The sequence below is a fragment of the Ruegeria sp. ABD4_443 genome, assembly GCF_056160865.1.
The window spans coordinates 259,730-281,762 of record NZ_JBSWYA010000004.1; the positions used below are offsets into that span (position 1 = coordinate 259,730).

A 22,033-nucleotide genomic window follows, 5' to 3' on the forward strand; every position below is an offset into this window, starting at 1 on the left:
AGGCGAATAAATGACCGATCCAGTCCAACTGACGGCGGACCTGATCCGTTGCCCTTCTGTCACACCAGAAGAAGGTGGCGCATTGGTTCTTTTGGACCGGGTTCTGTCCGCAGCCGGATTTGATTGCGTCCGCGTCGATCGTGGCGGGGTCAGCAACCTTTTTGCCCGGTGGGGGCAAAAGGGCCACCCGCGCAGCTTTGGGTTCAACGGGCATACCGATGTTGTCCCGCTTGGCGATGAGGCCGCATGGACCATGCCCCCGTTCGGGGCCGAGACGCGCGATGGCTTCCTGTATGGTCGCGGCGCCACGGACATGAAATCCGGCGTGGCCGCCTTTGTCGCGGCGGCCGTGGATTTCGTACAGGCCACGCCCCCCGATGGCGCGGTGATCCTGACGATCACCGGAGACGAGGAAGGCGACGCCATCGACGGCACGACCGCTTTGCTGGATCATATGGACAAGACCGGCGAACGGATGTCGGTTTGCCTGGTCGGAGAGCCGACCTGCCCCGACAGGATGGGCGAGATGATGAAGATCGGCCGGCGCGGGTCGATGACGGCCTGGTTTACCGTAACAGGCGTTCAGGGGCATTCGGCCTATCCGCATCGGGCTCGGAACCCCTTGCCGGCCATGGCGCGCCTGATGGACCGGCTTGCCAGCCACGACCTGGACCAGGGCACCGAGCATTTCGACGCATCAACGCTTGCCGTGGTGAATATCGACACCGGGAACACGGCGACAAATGTCATACCCGCCCAATGCAAGGGCGTCGTCAACATCCGGTTCAACGATCTGCACTCGGGCGCCAGCCTCAGCGATTGGTTGCAGGCCGAAGCAGAACGCGTGGCGCAGGACTTCGGGGTCGCGGTCGACACGCGCATCAAGATTTCTGGCGAAAGCTTTCTAACGCCCCCCGGCCCCCTTTCGGACCTGGTTGCACAAGCGGTTCTGGCCGAGACCGGTCTGACCCCGGAAATGTCGACAACCGGCGGCACCTCGGATGCACGGTTTGTCAAAAATCACTGCCCGGTGGTCGAGTTCGGTCTGGTCGGCCGCACCATGCACGAGGTCGACGAACGCGTCGATATCGATCAGGTGCACCAGCTCAAGGCCATTTATGGCCGTATCCTGTCTGACTATTTCGCCTGATCGATGCGCCGGACATTGGTGATCATGGTCAAGGAACCGCGTCCGGGCCGGGTCAAGACGCGCCTGGGCCGGGACCTCGGCATGGTCGCCGCCGCCTGGTGGTTCCGGCACCAGACAAGGGCATTGATCCGGCGCCTGCGCGACCCGCGATGGACGCTTGTTCTGGCGGTCTCGCCGGACCGGGACGGTTTGTCCAGCCGAACATGGCCCCGCGATCTGACGCGGGTTGCGCAGGGGCGCGGTGATCTTGGTGCGCGGATGGGGCGGATGCTGCGCGCTATGCCGCCCGGCCCGGTCTGCCTGATCGGGGCGGATATTCCGGGCATTTCGAAAACCCACATATGGCGCGCCTTTGGCGCCCTGGGCCGCAATCAAATGGTATTCGGGCCTGCCCCGGATGGCGGGTATTGGCTGGTGGGCGCGCAACGCTATGGGGCCTTGCCGCGGGGTTTGTTCTCGGGGGTGCGCTGGTCAACCGACCAGGCGCTGGCTGATACGCTGGCCTCGGTCCCCAGGTGCAGGATCGCCTTGCTGGACATGTTGCACGATGTGGATACGGCAGCCGATCTGCAACGATGATCCCCTCGCCGGAATTTGGTCATGACGCGGTCGCATCGGCGTGCTAGGGCGGAGATATGACACGTATCCCCACCAAGCAGGAGATTCTGGACTGGATCTCGGCGAACCCTACGCTCACTTCGAAGCGCGACATCGCAAAGGCCTTTGGGATCAAGGGCGCGGACCGCATCGACCTCAAGCGCCTTTTGAAAGAGCTTGAGGCCGAGGGGCATCTGGAAAAGCGCAAGCGCAGCTATCGCGACCCCGACCGGTTGCCGCCGGTCAGCGTGTTGCAGGTCAAGGCCCCGAACGCGGATGGAGACCTGTTCGCCCGTCCGCTGGAATGGCATGGCGAAGGTGTCGAGCCGGTTGTCCTGATCATTGCGCGGGCCAGCGACCCGGCGCTGGGAGAAGGGGATCGCATTTTGGCCCGCCTGACGCTGGTGCATGAGGCAGACCACAATTACGAAGCCCGGCTGATCCGCCGCATCGGTGCCAATCCGCGGCGCATCGTCGGCATCTTTCGCAAAGGTGCCGAAGGCGGCCGCATCGTGCCAATCGACAAGGCAGGTCAGACCGAATGGCTGGTTCACGACGGCGCCGTGATGGGCGCAAAGGACGGTGAACTGGTCGAGGCTGAGCAGGCCGGACCGAAAAACCGAATGGGTTTGCCCCGCGCCCGGATCGTGGAACGTCTGGGCGACCCGTCAGCTCCGCGCGCGGTGTCGCTGATTGCCATCCATCAGCACGGAATCCCCGATGATTTCCCGGACAAGGTCATATCCGAAGCGGATGCGGCCAAGCCCGCAGGTCTGAAAGGCCGAGAGGACCTGCGGGACCTGCCGTTGCTGACCATCGACCCCGCCGATGCCCGCGATCATGACGACGCCTGTTATGCCCATGCGGATGACGACCCGAACAACCCCGACGGTCATGTCATTTGGGTGGCCATTGCGGATGTTGCGGCCTATGTGCAGCCCGGCACTGCGCTGGACCGCGAGGCGCGCAAGCGCGGCAATTCAAGCTATTTTCCCGATCGGGTGGTTCCCATGCTGCCTGACCGGCTGTCGGGCGACCTGTGTTCCCTGCACGAAGGCGTCCCGCGCGCCTGTATCGCGGTGCGGATGCAGATCGACGCCGATGGCAACAAGCTGGGCCACCGCTTTGTGCGCGGTCTTATGCGGTCAGCCGCATCGCTGAATTATGCCGAGGTGCAAGAGGCCATCGACGGCACGCCCAATGACCGGACCGGGCCGCTTTTGGAGAGCGTGTTAAAACCGCTCTATCGTGCCTATGAGGCGCTGAAAAAAGCCCGCTCTGCCCGGCAGCCGCTGGACCTGGACCTGCCGGAACGCAAAATCGTGCTGAGCGAAGCGGGCGAGGTCGAAAGCGTTGCCTTTCGCGACCGGCTGGACGCGCATCGCCTGATCGAGGAGTTCATGGTCCTTGCCAATGTTGCCGCGGCCGAGACCCTGATCGAAAAACGGCGTCCGCTGTTGTTCCGGGTACACGAGGAACCCGCGCCCGAAAAGCTGGAAAGCCTGCGCGAAACCGCCCAGGCCGCGGGGCTGAACCTGGCCAAGGGGCAGGTGCTGCAGACACGGCATCTTAACGCGCTGCTGAATGCGGCTGCGGGGACGGAAGAGGCCGAACTGATCAACCTCAGCACCTTGCGGTCCATGGCGCAGGCCTATTACAGCCCCGAGAATTTTGGGCATTTCGGCCTGGCCTTGCGCAATTACGCGCATTTCACCTCGCCCATCCGGCGCTATGCGGATTTGATCGTGCATCGCGCGCTGATCTCGGCGCATGGCTGGGGCAAGGACGGTCTGACCGAGGACGAGATCGCGCGGCTGGAAGAAACCGCAAACCATATCTCGGACACCGAACGCCGTTCGATGATGGCCGAACGTGATACTACGGATCGCTATCTTGCGGCCTATCTGAGCGAACGTATCGGCAACGAGTTTTCGGGCCGCATCAGCGGGATCGCCCGGTTCGGCGCATTCGTGAAACTGGACGAAACCGGAGCAGACGGGTTGGTGCCCGTTCGTTCGTTGGGGCGTGAGTTCTTTCACTTTGACCGCGAGGCGGGCACCCTGATGGGGTCTGATACGGGCCTGTTGATCAGCATCGGCCAGCGTGTAAGCGTGCGCCTGACCGAAGCGGCGCCGGTGACCGGCGGGTTGCAGCTTGAACTGCTGTCGATCGAGGACAAGGCCATGCCGCGCGGGGGCGGCCGGTCAGGCAGCCGCGCGCCCCGCCGCAAGGCCGTGAGCGCCCGGCGCAAGAAGGACAAGGTCAAACGCAAGGTGGAACGCAAACGCCGTCAAAGGTGATAGGTCAGCGCCCGTGCGATAAGCCAGCCGTGCCGGACAGGGTCGATCTGGCCTGGATCGTCGAACAGGACGGCGCGGGTACCGTCCAGGCGGTCTTCGTCCGGAAAGGCCAGTGTGAAATCACCGATCAGGCGGCTTTGGCAATGTACAAACAGGGCAAATGGCGCTGATTTGTGCCCGCCCAGCCGGAGCGTTGACCCGCGTGGCGCCAGGTAGGCGGGCTGCCCCCACCGCAGCGCTTCTTGCAGGGGCTGGGCCTGTGGCAGTTCCCGTGCCGTCGCAAGGACCAGATCCCGCAGCGCCAGTGCGCCGGTGCGGGTGGCGGGCGCAAACGCGTCAAAGGCTGCGGCAACCGCGGGATCCGAGAATTTTGTCATGACAGCGGTATCGCCTGTTCTACACGGTCGAGATATCCGCTGAGAAGGCTATCGTTTTTGATCCGCCGCGTCAGGGGGGTATCTGCCGGCGTTGCCCGCATCGCATCGAGAACCGGCCAGACGCTCATGTCTGCCGAGGTCGGCTTTTCCCCCATGAGGAACGGATTTTGCCGCAAATAGGCCGAAACCGCTTCGAGATCGCGATTAAGCCGGTCCATACGCTCGGTGCCTGAAAAGCGGGACACGCCTTGGGCATCAAGCCCCTTTAACACGGATTTCCGCACCGAATTCGACACCGGCCTGCGGATGAGGGCGGGGATTTCGACAAAGAATGTACCCCGCAGGATCGGCCAGACCTCGGCATTGGTCCAGCGGTCGTGGACGATATGAAAATACAGGTGTTCCTCGGCCAGCCGGATCAGGGCGCGGGATTGGCTTTTCTGCGTTTCGCTGAGCCCGGCGTCAAAGTCGGCCCCCTGAGATTCGAGCCAGTCGCGGATCAGTTCGCTGTCGGGCACAAGCCGGTCGGGCGTGCGCAGGACGGGCAGTTTCCGATGCGGCATCTTGCGCGGGTCCAGCATGTCCGACCGTCGCCATTGCACGCCTGCGGCTTGCAGCATGCAGGCGGTTTTGACGCAGAACGGGCTGGCGCTGTAGAGACCGAAGGCGGCGGGAAAGGTGAGTAGGGTCAGCATCGAAAGCTCCTAGTTTGGGGCCTTTTAGGTAATCGGGACTCATGACAATTTCTGTCATTAGGGATAGGCTAGGATGTGACATGTCCCGAACGACCCGCCTGTTTCAGTTGATGCAAGCCTTGCGCTCTGGCCCGTCCCCGAAAACCTCGGGGCAACTGGCCGGGGATTTGGGTGTTTCGGCGCGGACGGTGCACCGCGATATCGACGCGCTGCGGGGGCTGGGGGCAGTGATCGATGGCGAGGCCGGATTTGGTTTCACGCTGATCGAGGACGCTACGCTTCCGCCGCTGGGCTTTACCGATGATGAGCTTGAGGCCCTGGTTCTGGGCCTGCGCGAGGTGCAGGTCATCGGGGACCCGGCCCTGTCGGATGCGGCGGGTACGGCCTTGCGCAAGTTGCAGGGCAGGTTGCCACAGCGGCAATCGCACCGGCTGAGCCATGCGGTGCTGAGCGCCACGCGTTTTGAACGCCCTGCTGTTCCGACGATTGCGGTGGGTGAATTGCGGCAGGCGGCCTGGGATGAACGCGCGGTCGAATTCGCCTATACCGACGCAAAGGGGGACAATACGCGCAGGCGGGTCCGGCCGCTGAGCATCGTGTACATGGATCGGGCCAGCGTGTTGCTGGGGTGGTGTTGTCTGAGGCGGGATTTCCGTGTGTTCCGCCTGGACCGGATGCAGGAGATGACGGTCACCGAAGACAGTTTCAGGCCAAACCGGGTGCCGTTGCTGCGCGACGCGCTGGCGCAGATTCGGGCCAAGCGGTCGCACAGGCGCACGGATGATTGAACGGTAGGAATTGGCGGATGGGGGCGTGGGAGCCTGAGCCTGGCGGTGGTCAGGCGGGGGGCGCGGGGGAAAGGGGGCTCTGCCCCCGTCGCCATTCGGCGACTCCCCCGGGATATTTTCAGCCAGATGAAGCTGCGCGGATCAGGACGCGGCCTTCATCAACCCTTTGTCGATGATGTCGGCTTGCGCCTCGTCCAGTGATTTGTGGATGCGAACGAACATCTCGTCGATATCCGAAGGGGTCAGGACCAGCGGCGGCGAGATGATCATCCGGTCGCCGACATGGCGCATGATCAGGTTGTTGCCAAAGCAGCGATCGCGGCAGACATAGCCGACCGTGCCGGGCGAAGATGCGAATTTGGCGCGGCTGGCCTTGTCCGGTGTCAGCGCGATCGAGGCCATCATGCCGACGATTTTCGCCTCGCCCACCAGGGGGTGATCGGCCAGAGCCTCCCATTTTTGTTTCAGGTAGGGTGCCGCAACATCGCGCACATGCTCGACGATCTTTTCCTCTTCGAGGATACGCAGGTTTTCCAGTGCCACAGCGGCAGCGACCGGGTGGCCGGAATAGGTGTAGCCGTGGTTGAACTCGGTGCCGCCGATCACCTGGGCGATTTCGTCGTTGACGATGGAGCCGCCAATGGGCGCGTAGCCCGAGCTGAGGCCCTTGGCGATGGTCATGATATGCGGTTTGATGCCGACGGTTTGTGACCCGAACCAATTGCCGGTTCGGCCAAAGCCGCAGATGACCTCGTCCGCGATCAGCAGGATCTCGTACTTGTCGCAAATGCGCTGGATTTCGGGCCAATAGGTGTCGGGGGCCACGATCACGCCGCCCGCGCCCTGCACGGGTTCGGCGATGAAGGCCGCGACGCGGTCTTCGCCGAGGTCCAGGATGGCTTGTTCAAGTTCGCGCGCACGGGCTAGGCCGAAATCCTCGGGGGACATGTCGCCGCCTTCGGCCCACCAGTTCGGCTGGTTGATATGGTGGATGTTCGGTATTGGAATGCCGCCCTGCGCATGCATGCCCGCCATGCCACCCAGCGAGGCCGACCCGACCGAAGACCCGTGATAGGCGTTGTGCCGGCTGATGATGATGTTCTTTTCCGGCTTGCCTTTTTCGGCCCAATAGGTGCGGACCATGCGGATATTGGTGTCGTTTGCCTCGGAGCCGCCAGCGGCAAAGAACACGTGGTTCAGGTCACCCGGCGCCAGTTCTGCCAGCTTGGCCGCCAGGGCGATTGCGGGCACGTGGGTGGTTTTGAAAAACGTGTTGTAATAGGGCAGTTCACGCATCTGGCGGGCGGCGGCTTCGGCCAGTTCGTCGCGGCCATAGCCGATATTGACGCACCACAGCCCGGCCATCGCATCCAGGATATGTTCGCCTTCGCTGTCGGTAAGATAGACCCCCTTGGCGCTGGTGATGACGCGCGCGCCTTCCTGGCCCAATGCGCCATTGGCGGAAAACGGATGCATGTGGTGGGCTGCGTCCAGGGCCTGCAATTCGGCCGTCGGCATGTGGTTGGTGATGGTCGGCATCCTGGGAACTCCTGCGTCAGCGGTTGTGGATCACAATATGATCAAATTATTTCCTGTCAATCCGATCCCACCATTTGTGGTGTGACCGGGGTGTCGGCCATCAGTTCCATTCCCTGTTCGATGTCCTGCACCGTCGCCAAAGCGGCCTGTTCAGCGTCACCGAGGCGAAGCGCGGCGATGATTTCCTTGTGCCGGTCAGGCAGGCTTTGGGTTCCGAACCTGCCGCAGACAACGCGCAGCGACGGGCCAAACCTGAGCCACAGCCGTTCCGTCAGGTCCAGCAGGACCGGCGCATCGGCATGGGTGTAAAGAGTTTCATGAAACGCGTGGTTGAGGCGCAAGTAGCCGCTTACGTCACCGGCGGCGATGGTTTGATCCAGGTGCTTGTCGATCTGTTCCAGATGATCAATGTCAGACGGGCGCATATTCAGGGCAGCGCGCCTGCAAAGCTCTGATTCTATTGCCTTTCGTGAAAAAATGACCTGTTCGACATCGCTTGTGGCCAGCAGCGGGACACTGACGCGCCGATTGCCCTGAAAGACAAGCGCACCATCCGAGATCAGCCGGCGAATCGCTTCGCGTACCGGGGTCATTCCGACCCCGAGCGAGGCGGTCAGACCCTGTATCGTGACCGGCTGTCCGGGCACCAGGTCCCCGAACAGGATCTGCGATTTGAGGGTTTGGTACACCTGTTCATGCGTCGGGCTTTTCCTGTCGGTCATCTGCTTTGCGGGTGCCTTATTTTTGATCAAATCCAAGCGGTTCATTCAAATACGGCAGACTTTAACTTGTCTGGTCCATCGCCTCGTGGAAGCATACGCCCAATGGGATGAAAACGCAAAACTTGATCAAATCAAAAAAAGCGTGAAAATACACGAACACTTGCAGGGGAGACTAAAATGACAATCAAGACGCTGACGTTTACGGCGGTCATCGCGACGGGGGTTTCGGCTGCGTATGCAGATGAGGTGCGCGTCTACAACTGGTCCGACTATATCGACGAAGAGTTGCTGAGCAAATTCGAGGAAGAAACCGGTTTGACGCTGGTCTATGACGTGTTTGACAGCAACGAGGTGCTGGAAACCAAGATGCTGGCCGGAGGGTCCGGGTACGATGTCGTGGTGCCGACCGGGACGTTCCTGCAACGCCAGATTCAGGCGGGCGCCTTTCAGAAGCTCGACGCCGAAAAGCTGTCGAATGCTGGTAACCTGTGGGACGTGATCCAGGACCGGACTGCCGGTTATGACCCGGAAAACGCGTATTCGATCAACTATATGTGGGGTACCACCGGGCTTGGGGTCAATGTTGGCAAGGTTCGGGAAATCCTGGGCGACGATGTTCAGCTGAACAGCATGGACCTGGTATTGAAGCCTGAGAACATGGAGAAGCTGGCCGCCTGTGGTGTCCACTTCCTGGATGCTCCGACCGAGATTTTTCCGATGGTTCTGCAATATCTCGGGGAAGACCCGGACAGCCATGATGCGGATGTGATCGGCAAGACCGAAGAGGTTCTGGCCGCCGTGCGTCCGCATATTCAAAAGTTCCACAGTTCCGAATATATCAATGCGCTGGCCAATGGTGATATCTGCGTGGCCGTCGGGTGGTCCGGCGACATCCTGCAGGCGCGGGATCGGGCGGCAGAGGCCGACAATGGGGTCGAGATCGAATATCACCCCTTTGCCGAAGGATCGCTGATGTGGTTCGACCAGATGGCCATTCCGGTCGATGCTCCGAACCCGGAAGGTGCCCATAAATTCCTGAACTTCATCCTGGATGCCAACAACATGGCTGCGGCATCGAACTATGTGTACTACGCCAACGGAAACAAGGCGTCGCAGGAGTTCCTTGAGGAAGACGTGATCGGGGATCCGGCGATTTACCCGGATGATACGACCATGGAAAACCTCTATATCACCACGCCCTACCCGGCCAAGACCCAGCGGGTCGTGACCCGTCTGTGGACCAAGATCAAGTCGGGAACCTGATCCGATTTCGCGCAAGGCGGCGGGGATCGCCTTGCGCCCACTTCCAGATTGTCGAACGGGGGCCGTTTTGAACTCTGCTGTTTTTGCGCCGTGGGAAGACCCGCAGGCAAAGCCATTGATCCAGTTCCAGAATGTCACCAAACGCTTTGGGGACTTTACCGCCATCGACAGCCTTTCGCTGGACATATTCGAACGGGAGTTCTTTGCGTTGCTGGGGCCTTCGGGCTGCGGCAAGACCACGATGATGCGGATGCTTGCCGGGTTTGAAACCCCGACCGAAGGGCATATTCTGCTGGGTGGTCAGGACATCGACCCGATCCCGCCCAACAAGCGCGCGGTCAATATGATGTTCCAGTCTTATGCCCTGTTCCCGCACCTGAGCGTTTGGGAGAATATCGCCTTTGGCCTGCGCAGGGACAACATGCCCAAGCCGGAGTTGACGGCCCGGGTCGAAGAGATGCTGCGTCTGACCAGGCTGGAACGATTCGCCCGACGCAAGCCGCATCAGATATCGGGCGGGCAGCGTCAGCGGGTGGCGTTGGCGCGGTCGCTGGCCAAGGCGCCGAAACTGCTGTTGCTGGACGAACCCCTGGGCGCGCTGGACAAAAAACTGCGGCAGGATACCCAGTTCGAATTGATGGATATCCAGGAAAAGACCGGAACCACATTCGTGATTGTGACCCACGATCAAGAGGAAGCCATGACCGTGGCCAGCCGCGTGGCCGTCATGGACCAGGGCAAGCTGATGCAGGTGGCGACGCCGGACCGCATCTATGAAAACCCGAATTCTGTCTATGTCGCGGATTTCATCGGCGACGTGAATATCATTTCCGGGCGCGCCACGTCCAGCGCCGAGGAAACCTACTCAATCGAATGGGCCGAGGGGCAAACCCCGCTGACGGCGACCTCGGCAACCGCATTCTCGGCGGGCCAAAGCTGTCACCTGGCGATCCGCCCCGAAAAAGTGACCATTTCGTCTGAGCGCCCGGCAGATGCGGCCAATGCGATTCAGGGAAAGGTGCATGACATCGCCTATCTGGGCAACCTGTCCACCTATCACGTCGAACTGCCTGACGGCACCATCATCAAGGCGCAGACGGCCAATACCCGCCGCATCTCGCGCCGGTCCTTTACCTGGGAAGACCCGGTCTGGTTGTCGTGGACAGCCACCGCCGCGGTTCTGCTGGCGGCCTGATGCGGCGCGCCATCCTGATTGCGGTCCCTTATGTCTGGTTGCTGGCGCTGTTCCTGGTGCCGTTCTTCATCGTGCTCAAGATCTCGCTGTCGGACATTGCCCTGGCCATTCCGCCCTATACCCCGACGTTGGACCTGTCCCAGGGATGGGCCGGTGTCCGGGACTTTTTCGGGCAGCTGGATCTGGAAAATTTTGTCTGGCTGACCGAGGATGACCTGTATTGGAAAGCTTATCTTTCCAGCGTCAAGATCGCACTGGTTTCGACCGTCCTGACATTGCTGGTCGGTTACCCGATCGCCTATGGCATGGCGCGCGCGCCCGAGGAATGGCGGCCAACGCTGATGATGCTGGTCATTCTGCCGTTCTGGACCTCGTTCCTGATCCGGGTCTATGCTTGGATGGGCATCCTCAGCAACGAAGGCTACCTGAACCAGTTTTTGCTGTGGACCGGGCTGATCTCGACGCCGCTGACCATTCTGAACACCCAGACCGCCGTTTATATCGGGATCGTTTACACCTATCTGCCCTTCATGATCCTGCCGATCTATGCCGCGCTTGAACGTCTTGACGGGTCGCTGATCGAGGCTGCCGAAGACCTGGGATGTTCGCGCCTGCAGGCGTTCTGGCTGGTGACCGTTCCACTGTCACGCCCCGGCATCATTGCCGGGTGTTTCCTGGTCATGATCCCTGTTATCGGCGAGTTCGTGATCCCGTCGCTGCTGGGCGGGTCCGGGACCCTGATGATCGGCAAAGTCCTGTGGGAGGAGTTCTTCTCGAACCGCGACTGGCCGGTTGCCAGCGCCGTGGCCGTGGTCTTGCTGTTGATCCTTGTCGTTCCGATCGTTCTGTTCCAGCGCAATCAGCAAAAACAGACGGAGGCGGGGCAATGAACAGGCTCAGCTGGTTCAATGTCGTGTCCCTGACGCTTGGGTTCGCGTTTTTGTACATCCCGATGATCATCCTGATCATCTTCAGCTTTAACGAAAGCAAGCTGGTCACGGTCTGGGCCGGGTTTTCGACCAAATGGTACGGCGAACTGGTCCAGAACGAGGCGTTTCTGAACGCGGCCTGGGTCACCATCCGGGTCGCGGTGTTTTCATCGACGCTGGCAACCATTCTGGGAACCGCAGCGGCCTATGTTCTGATCCGGGGCGGGCGGTTCTTTGGCAGAACGCTGTTTTCCGGCATGATCTACGCACCGCTGGTCATGCCCGAAGTGATCACCGGCCTGTCGCTTTTGCTGCTGTTCATTGGCATCGGCCTGGATCGTGGCATCGTCACGATCGTATTGGCGCACACTACTTTTTCGATGTGCTATGTCTCGGTCGTCGTCTCCTCGCGGCTGGTCACCTTTGATCAGTCGCTGGAAGAGGCGGCGCTGGATCTTGGGTGTTCGGCCGCGCAGGCCTTTCGGCTTGTCACGCTGCCGATCATCGCACCTGCTGTAATCTCGGGGTGGTTGCTGGCCTTTACGCTGTCGCTGGACGACCTGGTGATCGCGTCCTTTACGTCCGGCCCCTCCGCGACGACCCTGCCGATCAAGATATTCTCGGCGGTGCGGCTGGGTGTCAGTCCTGAAATCAACGCCTTGTCGACCATCATGATCGCGGTTGTCACGGTCGGGGTCATCGCCGCCTCGCTGGTTTCCAAACGCGCAGCGGTCCGCCGCAGGCTGGAAGAACAAACCGCCGCCCGCACGGAATGAAACGGATTTACCCGGATTATACCTATGGCAACGGGCCAAGGGCGGGTTGCTGGTGGGATGAAACCATCGCGGCCCCGCCCTGGCCGGTTCTGGCTGGCGAACATCATGCGGATGTGGCCATAATCGGCGGCGGGTTTACGGGTATGTCGGCGGCTCTGCATTTGGCCGAAAACGGCGTTCGGGTCGCTGTATTAGAGGCCGGTACGCCCGGATGGGGGGCCTCGGGCCGCAACGGCGGCTTTTGCTGCCTTGGCGGATCCAAGCTGAGTTCGGATGCAATGGTTCGCCGGTTCGGGGCTGATGCCGCCACTGAATATGCCCAGGCCGAGGTCGACGCGGTCGCGCTGGTGGCGGAACTGCTCGACCGCCACCAGATCGAGGCCGACACCCATTCGCATGGCGAAACGATACTGGCCCATTCGTCGCGTGCGATGCGCCGGTTGCGGCGGGCCGTTGGTGATGCCGGTGACGTTCACGAGGCGGATGACCTGCCGGGTCTGGGGTTCGGTGGCGGGTTCCATGGCGGGTTCACGACGCCGGTCGGCTTTGCCCTGAACCCGCGAAAATACCTGTTTGGTCTGGCGCGCGCTGCTGCGGCGGCTGGCGCAGACCTGTTTCAGGCCTCACCTGCCGAGGCCATCCGACGCGCCGCGGGCGGATATGTCCTGACCACTCCGACCGGATTGGTTCGGGCAAAGACGGTCTTGGTCTGCACCAATGGATATTCCAGCGAGGACGTGCCGGGCTGGATGGCCGGACGCTATCTGCCTGCACAATCCACGGTTCTGGTCACGCGCCCGCTGACCGGCGCCGAACTGGCCGCGCAGGGCTGGACCACCGAGCAGATGAGCTATGACACCCGCAACCTGCTGCACTATTTCCGCCTGATGCCCGACAGGCGGTTCCTGTTTGGCATGCGGGGCGGGTTGCGGTCCTCGGACCGGGCCGAGGCGGCCATCCGCAAAACGGCTCTGCGCGACTTTGGGCGGATGTTTCCCGCCTGGAGCGCCGTGGACGTGACACATATGTGGTCCGGGATGGTTTGTTTTTCGCAGGGGATGACCCCGTTTGTCGGCCCGGTTCCCGGGCAGGCGGGCATGTTTGCCGGTTTTGCCTATCACGGGAATGGGGTGGCCATGGGGACCTATTGCGGGCGGGCACTGGCGCGGATGGTCATGGGGCGCGACCCTGAACTGCCGCATCCGGTGTCCCTGCCACCGCGGCGGTTTCCGCTGGGCCGGTTTCGAAGGGCCCTGCTGCCGCCAGCCTATGCGCTGTTGGCCCTGGCAGACCTGTAAACGGTCAATGGCCCCTGATCGCCGCGCGTTCAAGCTCATAGGCCTGGGCGTAATCGGGTGCTCCGGTCTCGACCCGCCACAGGCAATACGCCGCCATCCGCCAGGAAAACCAGGGGCGAAGCGCCCTGTATCGCCGGACAATGGCGGGGCTTTCATAAGCCTGCAGGAAACGGGCCTCATCCCCGGGGCCAAGGGGGGCACCACGGTAAAGGTGCTGCATGGCAGGAGAAAGGAACATCGCGATATCCTCGGACGGGTCACCAATCGCGGGGCATTGCCAGTCGATCAGCGTGATCCCGGACCCGGCCACCAGGATATTGCCCGCGACCGGGTCGCCGTGAATCAGACAGGTGTCCGGGGTTGGCGCAACCGGTGCAACAGGTCGCAGCGGGGTCAATTCCTGCTGCCCCTGCTGGCTGCATCCGGCCAGAATCTGTTCTGCATGCCGGGCAAGATCGGCGCTGCCGTTACAGCCCACCGGTGCCGAAAGGGGCAGGCGCAGGCCGTGAAGCTGGTGCAACAGGGCGGCGACCGTTTCGACCCCCGACTGCCAGGGCGCGCCCGGTGCGTGATCGTACATCACCCAGCGGTCCTTGCGAAAACGCCCTGTCGCGGCCAGCCGCGGGACAAACCCCGTATGGCTCAGCGCGCGCAGGCAGGCAGCCTCCAGCGTGGCATCATTGCGAAACAGCGGATTTGAAAACCCCGATTGATAGAGTTTGAGGACCTTGTCGCCATCACCGCCCAGAACCTTCCAGACCTGGTTCGTGCGTCCCCCATACATCTGGTTGAATTCCACACCGGCCGAGATCACCCCCTCGGCAACGAGCTGGGCAATTAGGTCAGGGGGAGGAGGCGGCAGGTCGGGCAGGTTTGATACCAGTGCAGTCGGACGATTCTGTTACCGGCATGGTTTGGCCCGTCCTTGGCATCAAATCAAGAACCGGCGCGAACGGCCACCACATCTTCGGCCGAGACAATACCACCGCCGCTGAGCGTCAAAAGCGTTTCGCCGTCAGAAACCTGGACCTCGACCACACGGTCATAGGTGGCGGCCATCTGCGTCGAGAGGATTTCATCTTGGCTGTAGCTTTCGACATATGCCGAATAGGTTCCCGCCGGAAGCGGTGCGCCCGAGCTGTCGACGCCCGCCCATTGAAACTGGGACTCGGTGACCGAGACTGAAACGCGATCAACTTCGGTTCCGGACTCGTCGCGGATGACCAGAGAGGCCTCATCCGCCGCGCTGTCGGGTTGGGCATACAGGCTGATTGGCGAATCGCTGAATGCAAAGGCCGAAGGCGCGCGCACCTCCTGTCCGACCCAGTTCGACAGGGCGTTCAGATTGGAGCCGCCCAAGGCCAGAACCAGCTCGCCCAGCAGGTCGTTGGCCTGGACTTGCTGTTCGACCATGGAAAACTGGGCGAGTTGCGACGCGTATTCCGACGAATCCAACGGCTCCAGCGGGTCCTGATTTTGTGCTTGCGTCGTCAGCATCAACAAAAAGGTCTCGAAATCCGATGTCAGGACCGAGGCCTGTGACGCGGCGGACGTCGCGGATTGCGTGCTCTGCGTTGCGGATGTGGTTGCCGTGATCATCTTTATATCCTTATGTCGAGGCCCCGGTCCGAGGCGGACCGCACCGCGGCGCGCGGGTCTTCGGTGAGCGCTGTACCCTCGGTCGTTTCAACGAAAACCTCTGCGCCCGAGGGCGCATCATCGCCGGGGCTTTCCTGTGACAGATCAAGGTCGAACGACAGGTCGCCGAACCCTATGTCGCGAAATTCGTCCGACAGGATGGAAATGTGCCTGCGCATCAGGTCCAGCGTTTCGGGGCGTTCGGCGGTAATGCTGAGATGCATGCCGTCATCGCGCCCGTTCACGGTGATCGTCAGGCGCCCAAGCTCTTCGGGGTTGAGCGCGATATCAATCGCCCCGCCGCCGGGTCGCGCCGACACAACCGCCGCCATTTGCCCTGCGACGGCGCGTGCCGTTTCTGCCCGGTTCACCACCGTGGCGGGCCCGTTTGCAGGCGCGGTTTCCCGTGTCGTTTGGGCGTGTTGCGTGTCCCCGGCCGAAAGGGTTTCGGGCATTTCAGCATGATCCGCGGATTTTTCCGCAGCGCTCAGCTGTGCTTGTGCGGCCAGCTGAAGCTGGGCAACCGCCGGTACCTGCGGGGGCGGCGCGGTCGCAGCGGCGTGGCTTGTCGGAGAGGTTGGTGCGGCAGGGATGGGTTCGCGGGTCAGCGATTCCTGCATCTCGGTGTTCCGGACAAGTGCGGGCGTCGCCGGTGCGCCGCGACCCACAGTGACGTCGGTGGCGCGATTTGCAACCGGGGTCTGGTTCGCATTGGGCGTGCCGAAATCAACCGACGCGCGCACCGGGCTGGACTCGCGCGCGCTGGGCCAGGTCGATGTTGTCAAAGGCTCGGTCCGAACCGGCCTGCCCGAGCCTTCAAATGCGCCAAAAAGCGGTGTCGGGTACCCGTCATCTTCGAAGTCGACGGCGGGCTGTTCTATATCGGGCGGATCGCGGCGATCCGGCTCGGCTTTTGGCGCGATGTCACTGGGGTCTGGGGTAAGGCCAATGGACCTGGTCACCTGCTCGGGATCGTCCGAAGGCTGTGGGATATCCGGATCGACCTCGCCGTCGATACTGTCGTCGGAAACAATCTCAGGATTTGCCACAAGAGGCGCGGCAGCGGCGTCTTCGATCAGGAAATCGCTAAATTCCGCGCCGCGACCTGCCGCCTCGGCCTCGGCTTCGCTTGCGGGCAGGCGGGCGGTGGGCGTTGCTGGGGTCGTGGTCAATATAGTCGGGATGGGCATTTTGCTCCGGCTCCGTTGGGACGGGATCAGAATTGCCGCATGAGGTTACGTTTATTTTAACTGCTTTCCTTTTTGATCGTGAAAGTTCGAAACAATTTTCAGAGGTTGAAATGGAAATATCGGCGACCACTCATTCAACGCGATCTACGGGAACCGAGGCCGGGCTTCGGGCCGCCGCGGTCGAGCTTGAGGCGACCTTTCTTGCACAGATGCTCAAATCTGCGGGGCTGGGCAAGGCGCAGCACGGTTTTGGTGGCGGCGTCGGAGAAGAACAGTTCGCGTCCTTTCTGGTTCAGGAACAGGCGCAACAGCTTGCCCGGTCCGGCGGGGTCGGCCTGTCGGAAATTCTGTTCAATGCAATGTTGGAGAATCACGATGCCTGACGATGCGAACGCAACCCTGATCAAAGCCCTGGAAGAGGTGCTGGATCTTGAACGGACAGCTTTGGTCAATGGCGAGCTGGGCTTGTTGGACCAAATGTTCCCCGAAAAGGAAAAACTTGTTGAGGCCATCAACGACATGCATGTGCGCGACAGCGCCGAGTTGATCAGGGTGCATCGCAAACTGGAGCGAAACCAGGCCCTGTTGGAAAGCGCATCCGAAGGTATCCGCGCCGTTGCCGCGCGCATGACCGAACTGCGGCGCGTCAGGCAGGAATTCAGCATGTATGATTCCGCGGGAAAGCGAAACGGATTTGCCGTTCGAAGCCATTCAAAGCTGGAAAAGCGCGCCTAGGTGCGGGGTTTGATTCAAATCCGACGGTTTCGGCCTTTGGCCCTTAGCATTCCGTTAGGGGATAGCGCTCAATACTGACGGGGCACCTAAAAAGCGGGTGGCGCGATCACCGTCCGGTACATCGCACAGGTCAGAACGACAGAATGCCCGCCCGCGTGGCGGGGTCAAATAAGCGTCGAAACGCTTGAACAGTAAAGGATGACAAAGCATGTCCAGCATTCTGACGAACAATGGCGCAATGGTTGCGCTGCAAACCCTGAAGTCGGTCAACAAGAACCTGGCCGCAACTCAAAACGCGATTTCAACCGGCAAGGATGTTGCCACGGCCAAGGATAACTCGGCTGTTTGGGCGATTTCGAAAGTCATGGAATCGGACGTGAACGGTTTCAACGCGATCAAGGACAGTCTTGCGCTGGGTGAATCCACCGTGGCGGTTGCGCGGAATGCGGCCGAAACGGTCACTGACCTGCTGACTGAAATGAAAAGCAAGATCGTCGCCGCGCAAGAGGACAATGTCGACAGAAGCAAGATCAATGACGACGTGACCGCGTTGCGTGATCAGATCGCATCGGTTGTTGGTGCGGCGCAGTTCAACGGGCTGAACCTGGTCAATGGCACCTCGGGCACCGCATCCATTCTGGCATCGCTTGACCGCGACAGTGCCGGCAATGTCTCGGCGTCTTCGATTTCCGTGACCGGTCAGGACCTTTCGACCGGTGGCTATGCCAGCAAGGGCGTGTTGGCCGGTTCTGACAATGCGACCACCGATAACGATGCCGCGGGCTTCACCATGGACAAGACCGGCGGGTCCGGCGACCTCGTGATTGACAGTTCGACTGACAACTTTGCGGCAGGCGACAAGGTTTCGATCACCATCGGCGACAAGGTTGCATCCTACACTGTCCAGGCCGGCGACATTGACCCTTCGGGCACCTATGATTCGGCCTATACCGATGCGCTGGTTGCGGTTGGTCTGAAAAACCAGATCGACGCGCTGGGGATCACCGGTGTTGAAATCGACTATGACTCGGCAAACCCCGGAACATTGGCGTTTGTCACCGGCGCTGGTGGCGTTGACGCGGATCGTGACGTAACGGTTGCCGCCCAATTCACCAATGCCGGTGCCGGTGGGCTTGGGGCATTGTCTTCGATCGATGTCTCGACTGATTCCGGTGCCGCAGCGGCGCTGGGAACCATTGAATCGTTGATCGACACCGCGATTGATGCCTCGGCGTCGTTCGGTTCCGCCCAGGGCCGTATCGAGACACAGCAGGAATTCATCTCGAACCTGGCCGACTCGTTCACCTCGGGTATCGGTTCTCTGGTTGATGCCGATATGGAAGAGACGTCTGCCAAGCTGCAGGCCCTGCAGGTTCAGCAGCAGCTGGCGACGCAATCGCTGTCGATTGCCAACCAGTCGCCGCAGTCGATCCTGTCGCTGTTCGGCTAATCGAAAAGCCCGGCCGGGGCATCCGCGTGATGCCCCGGCCATGATGCCCAAGACTGCCCAAAGGAAGGATTTCCGGTGACACCACAAACGCTTGCCCGGCGCGCCTATGCGCAGCCAGCCGCGCCGACGCGCACGCCACGGGATACAGAATACGAGGCGATCTCGCGGATTACGCAACGACTGAAAGCCGCCGCTATCCACAAAAAAAGTGACTTCTCGGCATTTGTCCAAGCTCTGCACGCAAATCGGCAATTGTGGAGCGTTTTGGCACAAGGGGTGTCGAACTCGCATAATGGCCTGCCCGAGGAGTTGCGTGCAAAGATCTTCTATTTGGCCGAGTTCACCGAGTTGCACAGCAGCAAAGTTCTGGGTCGTACCGCCGAGGTCGAGCCGCTGCTTGAGATCAACATGGCCGTTCTGCGCGGATTGCGACAGAAAGGGGCCGCGTGATGGGGGGACTTGTGCTGAAACTTGCCCCAAAGGAACGGGTTCTGATCAATGGGGTGGTGATCGAAAACGGTGACCGCAGAAGCCGGTTTTCGATCATGACGCCTCAGGCCAATGTCTTGCGATTGCGGGACGCCATTCATCCGGAACAGGCAAACACCCCGGTGCGCCGCGTGTGCTATGCCGCGCAACTGGTATTGTCCGGCGACATGGATCCCGGCGAGGCGCGCCAGCAATTGCTGCGCAGGGTCGAAGAGCTGAGCCAGGTGTTCACCGATGCCGACAGCAGGCGTGTCCTGACCGAAGCGACCGAGGCCCTGGTGACCGAACAATATTATAAATGCCTCAAATCCCTGCGTTCACTTCTTCCGCGCGAAGAACGGCTGATGGCGTATCGGCAATGACGTTTCAGGCGGTCGTTCCCTCAGGCGGGCTTGTGGGGTGGCGGTTCCTGCAGCGCACCTATGATGCGCAATTGCAGACATTTTCGGCATCGCCAGTGAACGAAAGAGATACGGAGTATTTTTTGGAAAACATCTCTTCGGTGCGCACGGCCGAAGACCTGGTGAGCGATCGCAGGCTTTTGCAAGTGGCCCTTGGCGCCTTTGGGTTGCAGGATGATCTGGACAATCGGTACTTTGTTCAAAAAGTGCTGTCCGATGGAACGCAGGCGGATGACGCGCTGGCCAACAAGCTGTCCGACAGCCGATACAGCGCCTTTTCCAAAGCGTTCGGCTTTGGCCCAGGCGATGTGCTGAAAACCGGCAATGCCGCCGAGATGGCGGAAGTGGCCAAGGACAATTTGGCAGCCCAGTTCGAGATTTCGGTCGGTGAATCAGACGAAACGCTGCGTATCGCACTTTATGCACAGCACACCTTGGCTGACCTTGCGGCCGAGGACAGCACCGAGGACACGAAATGGTATGATCTGATGGGTCTCACGGCGCTGCGGTCCATGATGGAAACCGCATTGGGTCTGCCATCGGACTTTGCCCAGCTGGATATCGACAAGCAGTTGGAAGTATTCAAGGAAAAACTGTCCAGGGTTACCGGGTCTTCTGACCTGGCTCAGTTTTCCGACCCCGAGGTTTTGGGCCAGATTACCGACACATACCTCGCCCGCAGCCAGATTGCAGAGATTCAGAACTCGATCTCGCCAGCCCAAACCGCCCTGATTTTGCTGGGCGCAGGCACTTGAACCAGATTTGCCCCGTCGGGTTTGCGTTGCACGTCGGGTCCTCGGCAAGCCATCTGACCCACGTCGAGCTGCGGTAGCAGTTTCGGGCGCGTCGTGGCCATCGCGTGCCGGTGGTGCGGGCGGCGCCTGTGCTGACAGGGGCCAGGGCAACCATAGCGTTTTGTCAGGCGTCCAGGATGGCGTCCGCCTCTGTCCGCAAGGCATAAGACCGGACCGGTCGCGAAACATTGTGCAGTTTGATATCCCCAAGTGGAACCGCCTGGCTGCAGGCCGGTTCGATGTCTTCCGAAACCACGATCCGGTGGTTGGCGATTTTTCCGAATTCACCAAGTCGGGCCGCGATATTTGCGGCCTGTCCGATCACCGTGAAATCCAGCCGTTCGCGCGAACCGACATTGCCATAGGTCACGCGGCCAAAGGCGACGCCGATGGAACAATCGCAATGGTGGTCCGTTTCGGTTGTGCGCAACTCTGCCAGTTTCCTGACGATTTCGATCGCCGTGCGCTGTGCGTTCGACCGGGCCTTGTGCGCATCCTGGCCGGCCGGAAAAACGGCCAGGACGGCATCGCCGATGAATTTCAGAACTTCGCCGCCATTTTCGTGGACTATGCCAGAAACGGTTTCGAAAAACGCATTCAGCAAAGTGATATAGGCGCTGCGACCTAATTGTTCTTCGAGGATGGTCGAGTTCCTAAGATCGCAAAACATGATCGCCGCATCGATATCGTCGCCATCGCCGCGGCGGATGTCGCCACCCAGAACCCGCGCTCCGGTTCGTTTGCCGACATAGGTTTCCAACAGGGCCTGGGCGTTTTCCCGTTGCATGAACACTTCGTAGAACCGTGCAATGACCGAGGAACATTCGAAAACCAGCCCCAGGTTTTCGGTCGTGAACCCATCGGGGTGGTCACATGTCAGGGTCAGGACGTTGGTACGCCCGTCGGAAAACGGCAGCGGCATGGCCACGTAATCCGTGGCCCCTTTGGCGCGCAGGTCCTGAAGGATTGGAAAACCGTCTTGCGGGGTTTGTTCGTTCAGCCGCTGACGCACGCCGCCAAGCCCGTTTGAAACATGCCGCAGGGGGCTGTTGATAAAGGCCGGGTGATCATGAATTTCATAGGTCGGGGCATGGGTCGAAATCTCGGCCTTTCCCTTTTCCCAGATATAGTGTTTGCCCGCGATCAGCGGGTGAAGCGACCAGACCAGGATGCTGAGCCGTTGAATGGCGATGCCATGATCCAGCATCTTTTCGGCCAGCGCCGCGGTCAAGGCCTCGGGCGTCGCCAGACCAGACGCGCCGCGCATCAGCCAGTCGATCAGCGGGCCGCTGATATTGCCGTCATCGGGTTGGCGCAGCCGGTTTTCGCCCAGGTCAATCCGGGTATAGGCATTGGGCATAAAACCGATATGGCCCTGGATGTCCCTGCTTTCGGGCAGGGCCTGTTCATAGGCCCACACCGAGTTCGTCAACCTTGCGTCCGGCAGGTGCACGTCATGATAGGTCGCGGTGCCTTTGAACGGGCAAAACGTCTGCAACTCGGTTTCGGGCCCAAGCTCGATGCAGACATCTTCGCGCGGGATGTAGATCGACGGCGGCAGCCGTGTCTCGTACATGACCTTTGCGCGCCGGCTTTGGGCCAGCAGGACATCATCACGGTAAATGGCGACCGGGCCATCCAGTTTTTCAACCGAAATCCCGTAGCCTGCACCTTTCGGACTGGAGTGAACGTTCATCAGCAACCTCC

The 22,033-nt window shown here is 61.0% G+C and carries 23 protein-coding genes; 15 read left to right on the top strand and 8 right to left on the bottom strand.

The features are described 5' to 3' along the window. Positions 1-10 precede the first annotated feature (10 nt). The 3 genes from dapE to rnr are packed head-to-tail and all read left to right on the top strand — an operon-like array spanning position 11 to position 4,047. Positions 11-1,150 (top strand): succinyl-diaminopimelate desuccinylase, encoded by a 1,140-nt coding sequence (gene dapE / locus ACXAG8_RS10260; RefSeq protein WP_475223773.1) that lies wholly within the window; start codon positions 11-13, stop codon positions 1,148-1,150. 3 nt (positions 1,151-1,153) lie between these two features. Continuing rightward, positions 1,154-1,729, top strand: a complete 576-nt coding sequence (locus tag ACXAG8_RS10265; RefSeq protein ID WP_475223774.1) for a TIGR04282 family arsenosugar biosynthesis glycosyltransferase — start codon at positions 1,154-1,156, stop codon at positions 1,727-1,729. 56 nt (positions 1,730-1,785) lie between these two features. Next, positions 1,786-4,047, top strand: a complete 2,262-nt coding sequence (rnr, locus tag ACXAG8_RS10270; RefSeq protein ID WP_475223775.1) for a ribonuclease R — start codon at positions 1,786-1,788, stop codon at positions 4,045-4,047. On the opposite strand, the gene ACXAG8_RS10275 is transcribed toward rnr, so the two are convergent. Together ACXAG8_RS10275 and ACXAG8_RS10280 are read right to left on the bottom strand one after the other, a co-directional pair. Beyond that, positions 4,038-4,424, bottom strand: a complete 387-nt coding sequence (locus tag ACXAG8_RS10275) for a DUF1801 domain-containing protein (RefSeq protein WP_475223776.1) — start codon at positions 4,422-4,424, stop codon at positions 4,038-4,040. The two genes, rnr and ACXAG8_RS10275, sit on opposite strands and share 10 nt — an antisense overlap. Continuing rightward, complete coding sequence (locus ACXAG8_RS10280; RefSeq protein WP_475223777.1) at positions 4,421-5,119, bottom strand: glutathione S-transferase family protein; 699 nt, start codon at positions 5,117-5,119, stop codon at positions 4,421-4,423. The genes ACXAG8_RS10275 and ACXAG8_RS10280 overlap by 4 nt, the downstream gene beginning before the upstream one ends. An 80-nt stretch (positions 5,120-5,199) precedes the next feature. Between ACXAG8_RS10280 and ACXAG8_RS10285 the strand changes: the two genes are divergently transcribed. Further along, positions 5,200-5,907, top strand: coding sequence for a helix-turn-helix transcriptional regulator (locus ACXAG8_RS10285; RefSeq protein WP_475223778.1), 708 nt, complete (start codon positions 5,200-5,202; stop codon positions 5,905-5,907). 141 nt (positions 5,908-6,048) lie between these two features. Here ACXAG8_RS10285 and ACXAG8_RS10290 read toward each other — a convergent pair whose 3' ends face one another. Both ACXAG8_RS10290 and ACXAG8_RS10295 read right to left on the bottom strand, forming a co-directional pair. Beyond that, on the bottom strand, positions 6,049-7,446 hold the full coding sequence (locus ACXAG8_RS10290) for an aspartate aminotransferase family protein (protein WP_475223779.1): 1,398 nt from the start codon (positions 7,444-7,446) through the stop codon (positions 6,049-6,051). Between the two features lie 56 nt (positions 7,447-7,502). After that, a complete protein-coding gene (locus ACXAG8_RS10295; RefSeq protein WP_475223780.1) occupies positions 7,503-8,168 on the bottom strand; it encodes a GntR family transcriptional regulator in 666 nt (221 codons plus the stop codon). Positions 8,169-8,345: 177 nt separating this feature from the next. Between ACXAG8_RS10295 and ACXAG8_RS10300 the strand changes: the two genes are divergently transcribed. The 5 genes from ACXAG8_RS10300 to ACXAG8_RS10320 all read left to right on the top strand — a co-directional run bounded on the left by ACXAG8_RS10300 (position 8,346) and on the right by ACXAG8_RS10320 (position 13,629). Next, on the top strand, positions 8,346-9,431 hold the full coding sequence (locus ACXAG8_RS10300) for a polyamine ABC transporter substrate-binding protein (RefSeq protein WP_475223781.1): 1,086 nt from the start codon (positions 8,346-8,348) through the stop codon (positions 9,429-9,431). A gap of 67 nt (positions 9,432-9,498) precedes the next feature. Beyond that, positions 9,499-10,626 (top strand): ABC transporter ATP-binding protein, encoded by a 1,128-nt coding sequence (locus tag ACXAG8_RS10305; RefSeq protein ID WP_475223782.1) that lies wholly within the window; start codon positions 9,499-9,501, stop codon positions 10,624-10,626. Further along, positions 10,626-11,516, top strand: a complete 891-nt coding sequence (locus tag ACXAG8_RS10310; protein WP_475223785.1) for an ABC transporter permease subunit — start codon at positions 10,626-10,628, stop codon at positions 11,514-11,516. Before ACXAG8_RS10305 ends, ACXAG8_RS10310 begins: the two co-directional genes overlap by 1 nt. Continuing rightward, a complete protein-coding gene (locus tag ACXAG8_RS10315) occupies positions 11,513-12,331 on the top strand; it encodes an ABC transporter permease (RefSeq protein ID WP_475223788.1) in 819 nt (272 codons plus the stop codon). Before ACXAG8_RS10310 ends, ACXAG8_RS10315 begins: the two co-directional genes overlap by 4 nt. After that, positions 12,328-13,629, top strand: coding sequence for an NAD(P)/FAD-dependent oxidoreductase (locus ACXAG8_RS10320; RefSeq protein WP_475223790.1), 1,302 nt, complete (start codon positions 12,328-12,330; stop codon positions 13,627-13,629). The genes ACXAG8_RS10315 and ACXAG8_RS10320 overlap by 4 nt, the downstream gene beginning before the upstream one ends. A 4-nt stretch (positions 13,630-13,633) precedes the next feature. On the opposite strand, the gene ACXAG8_RS10325 is transcribed toward ACXAG8_RS10320, so the two are convergent. The 3 genes from ACXAG8_RS10325 to ACXAG8_RS10335 form a co-directional block, all read right to left on the bottom strand. Then, positions 13,634-14,413, bottom strand: a complete 780-nt coding sequence (locus ACXAG8_RS10325; protein ID WP_475223792.1) for a phosphotransferase — start codon at positions 14,411-14,413, stop codon at positions 13,634-13,636. Positions 14,414-14,565: 152 nt separating this feature from the next. Then, positions 14,566-15,228, bottom strand: coding sequence for a flagellar hook capping FlgD N-terminal domain-containing protein (locus ACXAG8_RS10330; protein WP_475223794.1), 663 nt, complete (start codon positions 15,226-15,228; stop codon positions 14,566-14,568). Positions 15,229-15,230: 2 nt separating this feature from the next. Then, entirely contained in the window at positions 15,231-16,439 is a 1,209-nt protein-coding gene (locus tag ACXAG8_RS10335) for a flagellar hook-length control protein FliK (RefSeq protein ID WP_475223796.1), read from the bottom strand. A 128-nt stretch (positions 16,440-16,567) separates the two neighbouring features. Here ACXAG8_RS10335 and ACXAG8_RS10340 point away from each other — a divergent pair, with 128 nt between their 5' ends. The 6 genes from ACXAG8_RS10340 (at position 16,568) to ACXAG8_RS10365 (ending at position 20,287) form a co-directional block, all read left to right on the top strand. After that, positions 16,568-16,840, top strand: a complete 273-nt coding sequence (locus ACXAG8_RS10340; RefSeq protein WP_475223799.1) for a rod-binding protein — start codon at positions 16,568-16,570, stop codon at positions 16,838-16,840. Continuing rightward, positions 16,833-17,192 (top strand): flagellar biosynthesis protein FlgN, encoded by a 360-nt coding sequence (locus tag ACXAG8_RS10345; RefSeq protein WP_475223802.1) that lies wholly within the window; start codon positions 16,833-16,835, stop codon positions 17,190-17,192. The genes ACXAG8_RS10340 and ACXAG8_RS10345 overlap by 8 nt, the downstream gene beginning before the upstream one ends. A 208-nt stretch (positions 17,193-17,400) precedes the next feature. After that, positions 17,401-18,642, top strand: coding sequence for a flagellin N-terminal helical domain-containing protein (locus tag ACXAG8_RS10350; protein WP_475223804.1), 1,242 nt, complete (start codon positions 17,401-17,403; stop codon positions 18,640-18,642). Positions 18,643-18,717: 75 nt separating this feature from the next. Further along, positions 18,718-19,092 (top strand): flagellar biosynthesis regulator FlaF, encoded by a 375-nt coding sequence (gene flaF / locus ACXAG8_RS10355; RefSeq protein ID WP_475223807.1) that lies wholly within the window; start codon positions 18,718-18,720, stop codon positions 19,090-19,092. Next, complete coding sequence (gene flbT, locus ACXAG8_RS10360) at positions 19,092-19,493, top strand: flagellar biosynthesis repressor FlbT (protein WP_475223810.1); 402 nt, start codon at positions 19,092-19,094, stop codon at positions 19,491-19,493. Before flaF ends, flbT begins: the two co-directional genes overlap by 1 nt. Continuing rightward, entirely contained in the window at positions 19,490-20,287 is a 798-nt protein-coding gene (locus ACXAG8_RS10365; protein ID WP_475223812.1) for a DUF1217 domain-containing protein, read from the top strand. Before flbT ends, ACXAG8_RS10365 begins: the two co-directional genes overlap by 4 nt. 163 nt (positions 20,288-20,450) lie before the next feature. Here ACXAG8_RS10365 and ACXAG8_RS10370 read toward each other — a convergent pair whose 3' ends face one another. After that, entirely contained in the window at positions 20,451-22,022 is a 1,572-nt protein-coding gene (locus tag ACXAG8_RS10370; RefSeq protein ID WP_475223816.1) for a DUF427 domain-containing protein, read from the bottom strand. Between the last annotated feature and the right edge of the window lie 11 nt (positions 22,023-22,033).

What these genes read in the sequence shown, in the direction of transcription:
- dapE (WP_475223773.1), top strand. Translation starts at nt 11, where the DNA reads ATGACCGATCCAGTCCAACTGACGGCGGACCTGATCCGTTGCCCTTCT.
- ACXAG8_RS10265 (WP_475223774.1), top strand. Translation starts at nt 1,154, where the DNA reads ATGCGCCGGACATTGGTGATCATGGTCAAGGAACCGCGTCCGGGCCGG.
- rnr (WP_475223775.1), top strand. Translation starts at nt 1,786, where the DNA reads ATGACACGTATCCCCACCAAGCAGGAGATTCTGGACTGGATCTCGGCG.
- ACXAG8_RS10275 (WP_475223776.1), bottom strand. Translation starts at nt 4,424, where the DNA reads ATGACAAAATTCTCGGATCCCGCGGTTGCCGCAGCCTTTGACGCGTTT.
- ACXAG8_RS10280 (WP_475223777.1), bottom strand. Translation starts at nt 5,119, where the DNA reads ATGCTGACCCTACTCACCTTTCCCGCCGCCTTCGGTCTCTACAGCGCC.
- ACXAG8_RS10285 (WP_475223778.1), top strand. Translation starts at nt 5,200, where the DNA reads ATGTCCCGAACGACCCGCCTGTTTCAGTTGATGCAAGCCTTGCGCTCT.
- ACXAG8_RS10290 (WP_475223779.1), bottom strand. Translation starts at nt 7,446, where the DNA reads ATGCCGACCATCACCAACCACATGCCGACGGCCGAATTGCAGGCCCTG.
- ACXAG8_RS10295 (WP_475223780.1), bottom strand. Translation starts at nt 8,168, where the DNA reads ATGACCGACAGGAAAAGCCCGACGCATGAACAGGTGTACCAAACCCTC.
- ACXAG8_RS10300 (WP_475223781.1), top strand. Translation starts at nt 8,346, where the DNA reads ATGACAATCAAGACGCTGACGTTTACGGCGGTCATCGCGACGGGGGTT.
- ACXAG8_RS10310 (WP_475223785.1), top strand. Translation starts at nt 10,626, where the DNA reads ATGCGGCGCGCCATCCTGATTGCGGTCCCTTATGTCTGGTTGCTGGCG.
- ACXAG8_RS10315 (WP_475223788.1), top strand. Translation starts at nt 11,513, where the DNA reads ATGAACAGGCTCAGCTGGTTCAATGTCGTGTCCCTGACGCTTGGGTTC.
- ACXAG8_RS10320 (WP_475223790.1), top strand. Translation starts at nt 12,328, where the DNA reads ATGAAACGGATTTACCCGGATTATACCTATGGCAACGGGCCAAGGGCG.
- ACXAG8_RS10325 (WP_475223792.1), bottom strand. Translation starts at nt 14,413, where the DNA reads ATGTATGGGGGACGCACGAACCAGGTCTGGAAGGTTCTGGGCGGTGAT.
- ACXAG8_RS10330 (WP_475223794.1), bottom strand. Translation starts at nt 15,228, where the DNA reads ATGATCACGGCAACCACATCCGCAACGCAGAGCACGCAATCCGCGACG.
- ACXAG8_RS10340 (WP_475223799.1), top strand. Translation starts at nt 16,568, where the DNA reads ATGGAAATATCGGCGACCACTCATTCAACGCGATCTACGGGAACCGAG.
- ACXAG8_RS10345 (WP_475223802.1), top strand. Translation starts at nt 16,833, where the DNA reads ATGCCTGACGATGCGAACGCAACCCTGATCAAAGCCCTGGAAGAGGTG.
- ACXAG8_RS10350 (WP_475223804.1), top strand. Translation starts at nt 17,401, where the DNA reads ATGTCCAGCATTCTGACGAACAATGGCGCAATGGTTGCGCTGCAAACC.
- flbT (WP_475223810.1), top strand. Translation starts at nt 19,092, where the DNA reads ATGGGGGGACTTGTGCTGAAACTTGCCCCAAAGGAACGGGTTCTGATC.
- ACXAG8_RS10365 (WP_475223812.1), top strand. Translation starts at nt 19,490, where the DNA reads ATGACGTTTCAGGCGGTCGTTCCCTCAGGCGGGCTTGTGGGGTGGCGG.
- ACXAG8_RS10370 (WP_475223816.1), bottom strand. Translation starts at nt 22,022, where the DNA reads ATGAACGTTCACTCCAGTCCGAAAGGTGCAGGCTACGGGATTTCGGTT.